This is a genomic window from Campylobacter concisus, assembly GCF_003048615.2.
Taxonomy (GTDB): domain Bacteria; phylum Campylobacterota; class Campylobacteria; order Campylobacterales; family Campylobacteraceae; genus Campylobacter_A; species Campylobacter_A concisus_C.
In genome coordinates this window covers 1,975,114-1,987,364 of the sequence record NZ_CP049263.1, presented here as the reverse complement: position 1 = coordinate 1,987,364, position 12,251 = coordinate 1,975,114, and the positions used below count along the sequence as shown (strand labels likewise).

Sequence of the window (12,251 nt, the reverse complement as noted above, 5' to 3'; positions counted from 1 at the left end):
ATTTGTACGCCTTAAATTTTTAAAATATTTATAGTGATACTATCTTAAAATTAATAAAATCTTTGTTAAACTCTAATAAACTTTTTCACGGCGTGAAAAAGTCGTGAAAAAGTATTGAAAAGATTGTGATGAAAATTTTAGGAATCGATCCAGGCACGAAAAATTGCGGTTACGCGATACTTGAAAAGAGCAAATTTAAAACTATACTTCTTGAAGCTGGGCTTATAAAGATAAAGCCAAATACGCTTCAATACCAAATAACAGAGCTTTGCGAGGGGCTTGATCTCATCTTTAAAAACCATAAATTTGACGAGGTTGCGATAGAAGACATCTTCTTTGCTTATAACCCAAAAACGGTCTTAAAGCTCGCTCAGTTTCGCGGGGCACTTAGTCTTAAAATTTTGCAGCTTCATGGTGACTTTGCCGAATATACGCCACTTCAAGTAAAAAAAACGGTCACTGGCAAGGCAAAGGCTGACAAAGAGCAGGTGGCTTTTATGGTGAAGAAAATTTTAGGCATAAACAAAGAGATAAAACCGCTTGATATCACCGATGCGATCGCGATCGCGCTAACTCACGCGAATAATTTAAGAATAAACTAAATTTGATAGGAAAAATATGGCAACACTAAAAGCTTTACTAATAGGAGATGTGAAAAACTACGGCTCGCAAAATGCAACTGATAAGCTAAATTTACCTTGGAGCTCAGCTATTTTTAAAGTGGCTCAAAATGGCGAAATTTTCGCAAATGAGCTTGGCTTTGAGGGCGATAGCGTCGCTGATACGAAGCACCACGGCGGCCCTGAAAAGGCAGTCTTTGCAAATTCGTTTGCAAACTACGCCGAGTGGGAGAGCTTTTTAGGATTAAAAAATATGGCTTATGGGGCGATGGGGGAGAATTTATGCGTTGATGGGCTTGATGAGAGCTGCGTCTATGTGGGCGATATCCACAAGGTGGGCTCGCTTGTGCTTCAAGTCTCGCAGCCTAGAAAGCCATGCTTTAAGCTCTCAAAAAGATGGGGCAATGAAAATATGGCTACTTACATCTTCAAAACAGGCCTTACTGGCTGGTACTACCGTGTCCTTACGCCAGGTTCATGCAAGGCAGGCGACGCGATAGAGGTTATAGAAAGTGACCCAGTTCATATGAGCATTTTAGAGATAAACAGACTCTTTTACGCGCCAAATGAAAATTTAAATTTACTTGAGAAATTTAATGCCCTTACCACTCTTACAAATGGCTGGCATGATGATATGAAAAGACGCATCGAGGGAATTTATAGCACTGAATTTATGAGAACACTATAAAAAAGCTATAAACATTTTCATTTTTACTCCGATTTTGTTTTACAAATAAATTTCAAACAAAATTTAAAGGAGTAAAGGTGTTTCGTTCTATCACAAATAAAATAGCATTTGCCTTGATGATCTTACTCATCATCTCGTTTTGTGCTATTTCCGCAGTCAGCTATTTTACGTCAGAGAAAAAGGTGGTTGAGCTTGTTAGCCAAAAAGAAGATCAAATTCTAAAAGATGTAAAAGGTGTCATAGATACGTTTTTTGATGAAAATTTAGAATACGTTAAAAAATCTTCAGCTGTTATCGATGAGTTGCAAAGTGGCGACGAGATAATGAATTTCGTTTTGCTTGAAAAAAAGATATCAAATTCCATAATAACTTATGTATATTATGGTGATGAAGATGGACGCTTTTTTCAATCAGATGGTAAAAGAACAACCGTAGCTGATAAATATGATCCAAGAACTAGAGGTTGGTATAAGAGTACAAAAGAGAAAAATAAAGAAATTTATACCGAGCCAAGAGTTACTTCTACAAATGATCTAGTTATCACTTTTACTGCTCCTGTTACTAAAAATGGTAAATTTGAAGGTGTTTTCGGTATTGATATAGACATTAAAAAGTTAAGTGACAAGATCCTTGATATTGGTAAAACTAAAGAAGGTGGATATGCTTATATTATGAAAAAAGATGGAACTATGCTTATTTCTGATATAGCTTCAGAAGTTGGTACCATCTTACCTGCTACAAAGGTCGTCTCAGAAAAGTATAACAATAAAGAATTTGACGAAAATGGTCTGATCTCATATAAAAACTCTAAAAACCAAGATGTAACAGCTAAAATTTTACCTATCAACGATGATGGCTGGCTTGCTGCTGTTGCAATAGGTGCGGATACCTTTTCAAACAACACTATGCCTATCTTAAAAGCTCAGCTAATACTTGCGGTGCTCTTTATAGTCATACTCTCAGCCATTGTATTTGTACTACTAAAACGCTCACTTAAACCTATCGGAGTTATCCAAGAGAAGCTTTCTGATACATTTAAATTTATCACTTATGAGAGCAGCACTGCCCCAAGTAAGCTAGATATCCACACTACTGATGAATTTGGCGTGATGAGCGAAGAGATAAATAAAAATATCGACAAAGTCATAGCTGGCATCAAAAAAGATAATACCATGCTTGAAGAGCTAAATATAGCTGCAAATAATATGATAAGAGGAAATTTAGGCGTCAAACTAAGTGAGAACCCAAATAACCCATCTCTTATCAAACTAAAAGATTTACTAAACACTTTCTTTAGTTCTATTAGTAAAAATTTGGGTAATGTAATAAATATATTAAACGCTTACTCTAAAAATGACTATACTGCAAAGATTGAAATAGATGAAAACATTGAAGCTGATCTAAAAGCTATGATGCTTGGTATAAATAGCTCTGGTGTTGCTATTTGCAATATGCTAAATGATAATCTAAACCAGGCACAAATTTTGGAAGAAAAAGCACAAATTTTATCTGAATCTATGAAGAATTTAACTTCAGGAGCAAACAAGCAAGCAGAGTCTATTCAAGAAAGTGCAGCAGCTATCGAAGAGATGTCAAGCTCAATGAATGCAATATCTCAAAAGACAGCGGATGTTATAAGACAAAGTGATGAGATCAAAAATATCATCATTATTATCCGTGATATTGCTGATCAGACAAATTTACTCGCTCTAAATGCTGCCATAGAAGCTGCTCGTGCAGGTGAGCATGGACGTGGTTTTGCAGTTGTGGCTGATGAGGTTAGAAAGCTAGCTGAAAGAACACAAAAAAGTCTAGGCGAGATCGAGGCAAATACAAATGTCCTTGCTCAATCAATTAACGAGATGAGTGAATCAATCAAAGAGCAAACAACAGCTGTTGATATGATAAATCAAAGTGTATCTCAAATAGATAATGTTACAAAAGAAAATATTTCAGTTGTTAATACTACAAACGACGTAACTAGCGAGATAGACGGCATGGCGAAGGTCATACTAACAGACGTTAGAAAAAATAAATTTTAATATCCCAAACCACTCAAATATTACTAGGCTCATGTAAATTTACGTGAGCCTTTAAATTTTTAAATCTTTTTTACGCTAAAATTACCAAAAATTTAAAGGAGAATATATGCCACTACTTGATAGTTTTTGCGTAGATCATGTGAAGATGAAAGCCCCAGGAGTAAGACTAGCAAAGAGTATGAAGACCCCAAAAGGCGATGATATCAGCGTTTTTGACTTGAGATTTTGCAAGCCAAATGAAGAAATTTTGCCAGAAAAGGGCACTCACACTTTAGAACATCTTTTTGCTGGCTTTATGAGAAACCACCTAAATGGCAACGGCGTGGAGATCATAGACATCTCGCCGATGGGTTGCAGGACTGGCTTTTATATGAGTGTGATCGGCACACCTAGCGAAGAGGCTGTAAAAAAGGCATGGCTTGCTTCGATGAAAGATATCTTAGAGGTCAAAGATCAAGATAAGATCCCAGAGCTAAATAAATTTCAATGTGGCACTTACAAGATGCACTCACTTGATGAAGCGCACGCCATAGCAAGCAAAATTTTAGCACAAGGCCTAGTCATCATAAACAACGACGAGATCAAGCTTGACGTTGATGCTATGGGACTAAAAAAGCACTGATTTGAAACCAGCTAGACAAGAAAATCAAGCCTATCTAAAAGAGCAAATTTTAACCTATCTTGGTAACAAACGCTCTCTTTTAGGCTTTATCGAGCGAGGCGTAAAATACGCAAAAGACGAGCTAAAAAAAGAGAAGCTTAGCTGCTGCGACCTCTTTAGCGGAAGCGGCGTGGTGGCTAGGTTTTTAAAACAAAATAGCGAATTTCTAGTCGCAAACGACTTGGAGCTTTACAGCTTCATCACAAACTCATGCTATCTGCAAAACGCCACAAATGAGCTAAGAGATGAGATAAATTTCTGGCAAAAAAAGCTTGAAAAAGAGATAGAAAAGAGCCTTTCTGAGGGCTTTATAACAAGGCTTTATGCCCCGCAAGATGATGAAAATATAGCTTTTGGTGAGCGGGTTTTTTACACGAAAAAAAATGCCAAATTCATTGACACCGCAAGAAGGCTCATAGGTGAGATGTTGCCAGAGGAGATGAGAAAATTTTTCATAGCTCCACTACTTTATAACGCAAGCGTGCATGCAAATACGAGTGGAATTTTTAAAGGTTTTCATAAAAATAAAGAGGGAGTTGGCCAGTTTGGCGGACATGGGCAAAATGCCATCTCAAGGATCACTTCTGATATAAATTTGACTAAGCCTATTTTCTCAAATTTCAGCGTGCCATTTGAGGTCTATCAAAAGGACGCAAATTTGTTGGCAAAAGAGCTTGATGGGCTTGATCTAGTCTATCTTGATCCGCCTTATAATCAGCATCCATACGGCTCAAACTACTTCATGCTAAATCTCATCGCAAGCTACGAAGAGCCAAGTAAAATTTCAAAAGTCTCAGGCATCTCAAAGGACTGGAACAGATCAGTTTTTAATAAAAAATCATCAGCGAGCGAGGCATTTTTCGAGCTCATAGCAAATTTAAAGGCGAAATTTGTGCTCATCTCGTTTAACTCAGAGGGCTTTATAAACCAAGATGAATTTGACAAAAATCTAAATAAAATGGGCAAAGTTCATCTGCTTCGCCAAAAGTATAACGCCTACCGCGGCAGCAGAAATTTAAAAGCTAGAAACATCCACGTAGACGAACTTCTTTACGTTTTGAAAAAGTAAATTTAACGCTCATTTCATCACTTCTAAATCTCACTAACGTAATTGTTAGTTTTGCTCATCCTCTGGTAAGCACTTCTCAAAGATAAATTTATGCTCATTTGGCAAGGCGTCGTAGATAGCATTTGCTAAATTTCTTATCTCCCAAAGGGCTGATTTTGAGCTTCTTAGAGAGATGAAATTTTGCAAGCTTCTAGCGTTTATGCTCCATGTAAGCTCGGTTTTATAGCACTCTGGCAAGCAGTATTTAACTATATCAAGGCTTTTTGTAGTTGAAGCTAAAATTTCACGTAAATTTTCAAGCGCTTTTATGCTCGCGTTATCGACCATTTCGTCATTTGTTAGCACGATAAATTTAGCCGCACGCTCAAACTGCCCTACTTCAAATTTCTCCTCCTTTTTTAGCTCTTTTAGCGTGTAGCGGGTTGATTTGACGCTTAGGCTTGCTATGCGGTGGCGGGCTAGCTCCTGAAGTAGTGCGCGCGAGATGCCTTGGATGTAGAAATTGTAGTAAAGGTGCTCTAGCGTTGAAGCGTGTTTAAATTTATTACCCACCCTGTCTATCAGCTCGACATCTTTTTCGCCGCCGTTGTCGCCTTTTTCAAAGCTTTGCCAGCATGTGCGGATCGCGTGAGAGCAGATATTTAGTGGAGTGTGATTTAGAAGTGTTACTTGCATATTTTCTCTTTTTGTGAAATTTTTTAGCATTTTACAAAAAGAAGGCTGATTTTATTTGTAAATTTAAAAGGGAGCGAGCTCCCCCTTTATTATTGTTTTAGTTGAAGAAGTGTGTTTAGCATCTCATCGCTTGTCGTGATCGTTTTTGAGTTTGCTTGAAAACCTCTTTGGATGACGATAAGATCTGTTAGCGCACGGCTTAGATCGACGTTACTAGCTTCTAGTTTTGAAGCTGCGATCGTACCTTTATCACCTGTGCCTGCTGCGCCGATGACTGCTTCGCCTGAGTTAGCAGTTTGTGAAAAGACGTTTCCGCCCTCACTTTGAAGACCCTCGTTGTTTGTAAAGCTAGCAAGTGCAACTTGAGCTAGACCAAAGCTTTGTCCGTTTGTAAATGAGCCTATGATAGTTCCTGTTTCATCTACCTTCAAACCATTTAGCGTACCACCTGTGTAGCCATCTTGTGAGATAGACTCAGTTGATGAGTCTTTATCAAAGCTTGTTAGTCCGTTAAAGTCTGTTCCCAAGCCAAAATTTAAACTAACATTTTGACCACTTTGTGAGCCGTTGTTAGCTGAAAATGTTATCGTAGCTGGGTGAAAACTAGCAAGTGAGCCGTTTGAGTTAAACCTAACTGAACCAGTTACGACGTTGTCTGGACCCTCGCCTGTATAGTTTATCTTAGCAGGCTCTGGCACTTGGATGATCATATTCCATTCAGTGCCACCATCTGTTGTAGTACCTGTCTTTGCCCATCTGATACTAACTGTGTGTTTTGAGCCAAGTGAGTCAAAAATTTCAGCCGTTGAGCCGTGGCTTGACATCATCATCTTGCCACTTGCTCTTAGAGCTTGACCTGGGCTTAGCGCGCCATCAAGTGCTTTCATGATGTTTGTAAAGCGAACGTTTTCATTTACTGCTGCGCTGTTTGTACCTTGAGCTGGTTTTGTAAGACCAGTTGTAGTCATATAAAGGGCTTGATCAGCTATTTCGTTTGTAGGATTTTCTAGTTGAAATTGACCTAGTTTATTTACAGTGATCTTTACGCCATCGTTTGTATCATCTCCAGCAATTGCCTGAAGTGCCGCGACAGCTGCTGCGTGTTTTTGATCAGGTGTGCCAGTTGCTCCTGCATAAGCTGTATTGTATATTGTTGCATAAGCTGGATTTGTTATAGCTGCGCCACCAGTGCCTGGAGCTATCTTGTGAGCCGCTGTTGCTTCTTTTGCAGCATCAAGTACATCTGAATTTGCTCTTATTAGGCCATCGCCGTTATAATCAACGTGGTTTCTAGCATCCTCTTGCATAGCAGCACGAAGATCTTCTGTTGTAGTAATCTGTCTTGCTATCTTGTCATTATTTGGATGAACAGCTGTTGTTTGTGAGCTTGTATAGACATATTGATAAGCTGTGATGATATCTTTACTAGCTAGACCACCAACTGTGTTTCCAGCATTTACCACTAAGTGAATATTTTTTGTCTCTTCAGTTGTGCCCGAGTTGTTTCTATTTATAAGTGTTAGTTTGTTGCCTTCTGAAATTTCAGCTCTAACACCAGTTTTATTGTACTGAGCGTTGATAGCAGCTGCAACATCACTGATGCTTGTCATCGTACCAGCTTGAGATTTGATAGTTGTACCATTTATTGTGATATCAAGTGTTTCTGCTGGATTTATTTGACCGATTGTTTGAGCTGCAGGACTTCCTATACTAAATTTCTCAGTCTTAGCATTTGCGTAGCTTACCCAGATACCTTGTCCGTCTCTTAGTGCAAGTCCGTTTCCAAGCTCGTCAAATGTAACACCAAGATCGACGCCACGCTCTGTTAAGATTTGCTCGTTTCTTGAGTTTGTATAAAATTCGTCGTTGTTTGTATCGTTTTCGTTATGAACTTCGTTAGCGTTTAAAATTCCATCGTTATTGTAGTCGCGTCCGCCTGCAACTGAGTCAAGAGCGTAGATAGGTGTGCTTCTTTGACCGATGCTGTTACCTGAGTCAAGGTTGCCTTTTATTTTAACTTCTGTTGTCGCTCTTGCTGGAGTTGTAAGACCTTCTTTGATGACGATGTTGCTTATAGGGCCAGTTGAATCGATAGTGCCAGTCTCATCATCTCTAGTCCAGCCTTGAACGATGTAGCCGCTGTTGTTTACAAAGTTACCAGCCTTATCACGGACGAAATCGCCGTTTCTTGTATAGTATCTTGTCGTTCCGCCATCTGGAGAGACGACAAAGAAGCCATTTCCTTGAAGAGCAAGGTCGGTTTGCTTATCAGTGGCTGTTAGTGTGCCTTGTGAGAAAATTCTTGTAGTTGAGTTTATAGTCGTTCCTAGACCTATTTGCATAGCGTTTTGACCGCCTAGCTGGCCTTGTGGAGCGGTAGCAACTCTTGGAGTTTGGCTTAGTATATCAGCAAAATTTGCGCGGTTGTATTTAAAACCATAGGTATTGACGTTTGCGATATTGTTGCCTTCTACGTCCATGGCTATCTGGTGGGCTTGTAGGCCTGAAACACCAGACCAAAGTGATCTCATCATGAGCTTATCCTTTTTCTCGTTTTAAAATTTTTTATGATCTTTCTAAAGCAAAAGATGTTCCAAAATTTATATCGGCAAAAAGAGAAAAATTAAAAGAGAAATTTGGCGCTTTTAACGCCAAATTTATCCAAGTATCATGGCTCCTACGATGCCACCGATGATTAGCGGGATGTTAAAAAATATAAATGTAGGCACGCAAGTATCATATATGTGGTTGTGCTCACCATCAGCGTTTAGACCGCTCGTTGGTCCAAGTGTGCTGTCGCTTGCTGGGCTTCCAGCGTCGCCTAGAGCCGCTGCTATACCAACTAGCAAGATGATAGCTGGCACGCCAAAGCCAAGGCTAAGGCAAAGTGGCACGTAGATAGAGGCTAAGATAGGGATAGTGCCAAAGCTAGTGCCTATGCCCATCGTGACTAAAAGTCCGATAAGTAGCATCAAAAATGCTCCGCCTATCTTGCCGCCTGAGACCAAACTAGCGTATTTTACAAGCTCGTCTATACCGCCACTCTCTCTTAAAATGGTGCCATATCCAGCAGCAACAAGCATAATAAATGCGATAAAACCCATCATAGCAAGGCCATTATCCATGATCTTATCTACTTTTTTATATTCGATACCGCCAAAAACAACCATTACCAAAAGTCCAAGTAACGCGCCAAGTGGCAAGAGTGAAGTGTAAATTTGCACGACAAAAGCGACAACCGCACCAGCTAAGACCGCCCACTCTTTTTTAGTCATCTCAAGGCTTTTTGCACGCTCGATCTCATCAAGCTCGGCCTTTTCAAATTTAGAAGTTTTATAAATCCTTTTTTTACTATAAAAAAGTATGGCTAAGATGAGCCCCACAAACATCGACGCACCGCCTATCCACATGACTGATGAGATGTCTGAGATGGTTGTATTTATGCCGTTGTTGGCTAGCTCTTTTTTAAGGATATTGTGAAAAAGCAGACCAAAGCCGACGCTAATGCTCACATAAGGCGCTTGAAGTCCAAATGTAAGAGCGCAAGCCACCGCGCGTCTATCTATGCCCATTTTATTCATAAGAGCAAGAAGTGGCGGGATCAAGATAGGTATAAAAGCTATATGAACTGGGATCAAATTTTGAGACAAACAAGCGATAAATGCGATGGTTAGCGTAAAAATGACCTTGTTTGAGCTAAGAAATTTACTCATTGCATTTATCAAAATGGCTGTTAAATTTGTATTTGCTATGGCAGCTGCAAGAGCACCTAGCAAGATGTAGCTAAGAGAGGTTTCAAGGTTGCCTTGCATGCCGCTTATGAGGCTTTGCGTAGTCTCTTTTAGAGCCGTAAAAAAGCTCTCAAAACCGCTTGCCAAACCACTTTCAAATCCACTAAAACCATGCTTATACATGACACCAGCGACAAGGGCTGAGATGAGGATAGAAAGGAGGATGTTAAAGCGCAGCAAACATAGCACCGTCATCACCAAAATACTAAAAACAACAGGGTTAAAGAGAAGCATGAGTGTCCTTTTTGTATGAGTGCAAGAATTATACAAGGGCAGGGCTTATTAAATTTTAAAAAGAGTGGCTTAAGTGGGTATGTGTTAAGATTTTTGGCAAATTTTAAAAGGAAAAGGCGATGGATTTAGAGAAAATTTATAAGGATGCTGGGGCGTATTTAGAGGGGCACTTTTTGCTAAGTAGTGGCAACCACTCGCAGTTTTATCTGCAAAGTGCAAAGGTGCTTGAAGATCCTGCTCTTGCAGCAAAGCTAGCAGATGAGTTAGCGCGTGTGATAGAGAAATTTGGCATTAAATTTGATAGTGTTTGCTCGCCAGCGCTTGGCGGAATTTTGGCTGGATATGAGCTAGCTCGCGCGGCGAAAAAACGCTTTATATTTACTGAGCGCGTTGATAGGGTGATGAGCTTAAGGCGCGGTTTTGAAGTGAAAAAGGGCGAGAAATTCATAGTTTGTGAAGACATCATCACAACTGGCGGCTCTGCGCTTGAAGCAGCGCACGTGATAGAGAGACTTGGTGGCGAGGTAGTTGGCTTTGCGGCACTTGCAAACCGCGGCTTTTGTAAGGTTGCAAATTTAGGCAATGACTCAAAGCCAAATGCAAAACTGCCAAGTGACAAGCCATTTTTCGCTTTGGGAAATTTTGAATTTGAAATTTACGAGCCAGAGCACTGTCTGCTTTGCAAAGGCGGTAGCAAGGCTATTAAGCCTGGAAGTAGAGGCAACTAAAGGCTACTAAATTTTACTTAAATTTTACGCTCAAAGCTTAAAATAATAATATTTGTAACTTATTCGTTATTTTGGGCTTTGAGTAAATTCTCTCATCAAATTTTCTCTTTTTTTCTTAAATTTTAAAAGTTAATTTATAATTAAGATTTGAATGTATAAAATGGCACAAAAAATTTAGGAGATCCCAAAATGCAAGGATGTGTGCTATGAAAATATCTACAAAGATAATTCTCACTTTTGTTTTTTCAGTTTTACTTGTTAGCTGTTTGCTCATATTTTTAAATAGCAAATTTTCAAGCGATCTCACGCAGTTTTTCACCAACAAGTCCTACGACGAGCTGGTAAATGCCAGAAAAGAAAATTTAAAAGATGACGTCGAGACGATCAATCAAATGATGCGTGAAATTTATAATGGTGGCAAAGAAAAAGGGCTAAGCGACGATGAGATAAAACAAGAAATTTTTAGAGTCGTCTCAAAGCTAAAATTCTTTAGCGATAAAACTGGCTATATCTTCATTTATGACTACAATGGTGTTGTTTTGATGCACCCTGAAAAGCCATCGCTTGTTGGTAAAAATTTAATCGGACTAAAAGATCCAAAAGGGCTACTTCTTATAAAAGAGCTCATCGAAAAGGCTAAACAAGGTGGCGGATTTGTCACATTTGGCTGGGCGAAAAAAGAGGGCGAGGAGCCAGTGGAGAAGCTTGGCTATGCTGCAAATTTTGAGCCATATAAGTGGATGCTAGGAAGCGGCGTTTATGTCGATGACTTGGCGGACGAGATAGAAAAGACAAAGGTCGTGTTAAACGAGCAAAACAGCCAAAATACAAGAACATTTATCATCGCTTGCGCCCTGATTACGGTTGTTTTGATAGCTATCGTGTTATTTATCTTAAGTAGGGCGATCATCAGACCTATAAAAAATATCGTTGCAAATTTAACCGCGATGTCAGATGAGATAAAAAGTGGCAGAGGCGATCTTACTAAAAAGCTTGAAGTTAGCGGAAAAGATGAAATTTCAAACATCAAAAGCTCTATAAATGACCTAACAAGCGAGCTAAGATCTGTGATAGAGAGCGTTAAAGGGCTAGCGCATGAGAACTCTTCTATCGCCGAGCAACTCTCTTCAACATCAGCTCAAACTACAAATTTAACCAACAAATCTTCGCTAATCGTCACAGATACGACAAATATGGCAAAAACCATGTCAGAAGAGATAAAGAGCTCATTTGAAGAGGCTAAGAAGAGCAAAGAAAATCTTGAAAGAACCTGTCTATATATAAATGAAGTTTCAAACGATGTTTTGGGGCTTAGCAAAAATGTAGATGAGGCTGCAAATAGCGAAATTTCACTCGCTAGCTCGATGAAAAGCCTAGCTGATCAAGCTAAAAATGTAAAAGATGTCTTAAATATCATCGATGACATCGCTGATCAGACAAATTTACTTGCTCTAAATGCCGCCATAGAAGCAGCGCGTGCAGGTGAGCATGGACGTGGCTTTGCAGTCGTGGCTGATGAGGTTAGACAACTAGCTGAACGCACGCAAAATAGCCTAAGCGAGATAAATGCAACTATAAATTTAATCGTTGAAGCGATCTCAAACTCAAGCCATACCATCGGCGATAATGCTAAAAAAGCTGGCGAGCTTTGCAAAAAATCAGCCCAGATAAATGAAAAAATAGAAAATATGAACCAGCTAATGAACGAGACTGTTAGCTTAAATGAGACCTCTACGAGGGACT

The 12,251-nt window shown here is 39.4% G+C and carries 9 protein-coding genes and 2 pseudogenes; 8 read left to right on the top strand and 3 right to left on the bottom strand.

All coding sequences use genetic code 11. The features are described 5' to 3' along the window. Nucleotides 1–122: 122 nt before the first annotated feature. The 5 genes from ruvC to CVS89_RS09840 all read left to right on the top strand — a co-directional run bounded on the left by ruvC (nucleotide 123) and on the right by CVS89_RS09840 (nucleotide 5,080). Nucleotides 123–602: a crossover junction endodeoxyribonuclease RuvC gene (ruvC, locus tag CVS89_RS09860; RefSeq protein ID WP_087583362.1), complete on the top strand. Its 480-nt coding sequence runs from the start codon at nucleotides 123–125 to the stop codon at nucleotides 600–602. 16 nt (nucleotides 603–618) lie between these two features. Continuing rightward, nucleotides 619–1,308 (top strand): MOSC domain-containing protein, encoded by a 690-nt coding sequence (locus CVS89_RS09855; RefSeq protein ID WP_107848022.1) that lies wholly within the window; start codon nucleotides 619–621, stop codon nucleotides 1,306–1,308. A 77-nt stretch (nucleotides 1,309–1,385) separates the two neighbouring features. Further along, nucleotides 1,386–3,350 carry a methyl-accepting chemotaxis protein gene (locus tag CVS89_RS09850; protein ID WP_107848021.1) on the top strand — a complete coding sequence of 655 codons (1,965 nt, stop codon included), beginning with the start codon at nucleotides 1,386–1,388 and terminating at the stop codon, nucleotides 3,348–3,350. A 106-nt stretch (nucleotides 3,351–3,456) separates the two neighbouring features. Next, nucleotides 3,457–3,972 (top strand): S-ribosylhomocysteine lyase, encoded by a 516-nt coding sequence (gene luxS / locus CVS89_RS09845; RefSeq protein WP_012140684.1) that lies wholly within the window; start codon nucleotides 3,457–3,459, stop codon nucleotides 3,970–3,972. 1 nt (nucleotide 3,973) lies between these two features. Next, a complete protein-coding gene (locus CVS89_RS09840) occupies nucleotides 3,974–5,080 on the top strand; it encodes a DNA adenine methylase (protein WP_107848020.1) in 1,107 nt (368 codons plus the stop codon). A 45-nt stretch (nucleotides 5,081–5,125) separates the two neighbouring features. On the opposite strand, the gene thyX is transcribed toward CVS89_RS09840, so the two are convergent. The 3 genes from thyX to CVS89_RS09825 form a co-directional block, all read right to left on the bottom strand. Further along, on the bottom strand, nucleotides 5,126–5,755 hold the full coding sequence (gene thyX, locus CVS89_RS09835) for an FAD-dependent thymidylate synthase (RefSeq protein WP_035169738.1): 630 nt from the start codon (nucleotides 5,753–5,755) through the stop codon (nucleotides 5,126–5,128). 89 nt (nucleotides 5,756–5,844) lie between these two features. Further along, nucleotides 5,845–8,289, bottom strand: coding sequence for a flagellar hook protein FlgE (gene flgE, locus CVS89_RS09830; RefSeq protein WP_103595905.1), 2,445 nt, complete (start codon nucleotides 8,287–8,289; stop codon nucleotides 5,845–5,847). A 123-nt stretch (nucleotides 8,290–8,412) separates the two neighbouring features. Next, complete coding sequence (locus CVS89_RS09825; protein WP_021088800.1) at nucleotides 8,413–9,780, bottom strand: Na+/H+ antiporter NhaC family protein; 1,368 nt, start codon at nucleotides 9,778–9,780, stop codon at nucleotides 8,413–8,415. A gap of 119 nt (nucleotides 9,781–9,899) precedes the next feature. On the opposite strand from CVS89_RS09825, the gene pyrE reads away from it, so the two are divergent. The 3 genes and pseudogenes from pyrE to CVS89_RS10340 form a co-directional block, all read left to right on the top strand. Further along, on the top strand, nucleotides 9,900–10,508 hold the full coding sequence (gene pyrE / locus CVS89_RS09820; protein ID WP_107848019.1) for an orotate phosphoribosyltransferase: 609 nt from the start codon (nucleotides 9,900–9,902) through the stop codon (nucleotides 10,506–10,508). A gap of 197 nt (nucleotides 10,509–10,705) precedes the next feature. Beyond that, a pseudogene (locus CVS89_RS10345) lies at nucleotides 10,706–11,560 on the top strand (cache domain-containing protein); the annotation flags it as partial. Nucleotides 11,561–11,911: 351 nt separating this feature from the next. Further along, a pseudogene (locus CVS89_RS10340) lies at nucleotides 11,912–12,101 on the top strand (methyl-accepting chemotaxis protein); the annotation flags it as partial. Between the last annotated feature and the right edge of the window lie 150 nt (nucleotides 12,102–12,251).

What these genes read in the sequence shown, in the direction of transcription:
- CVS89_RS09855 (WP_107848022.1), top strand. Translation starts at nt 619, where the DNA reads ATGGCAACACTAAAAGCTTTACTAATAGGAGATGTGAAAAACTACGGC.
- luxS (WP_012140684.1), top strand. Translation starts at nt 3,457, where the DNA reads ATGCCACTACTTGATAGTTTTTGCGTAGATCATGTGAAGATGAAAGCC.
- thyX (WP_035169738.1), bottom strand. Translation starts at nt 5,755, where the DNA reads ATGCAAGTAACACTTCTAAATCACACTCCACTAAATATCTGCTCTCAC.
- flgE (WP_103595905.1), bottom strand. Translation starts at nt 8,289, where the DNA reads ATGATGAGATCACTTTGGTCTGGTGTTTCAGGCCTACAAGCCCACCAG.
- CVS89_RS09825 (WP_021088800.1), bottom strand. Translation starts at nt 9,780, where the DNA reads ATGCTTCTCTTTAACCCTGTTGTTTTTAGTATTTTGGTGATGACGGTG.
- pyrE (WP_107848019.1), top strand. Translation starts at nt 9,900, where the DNA reads ATGGATTTAGAGAAAATTTATAAGGATGCTGGGGCGTATTTAGAGGGG.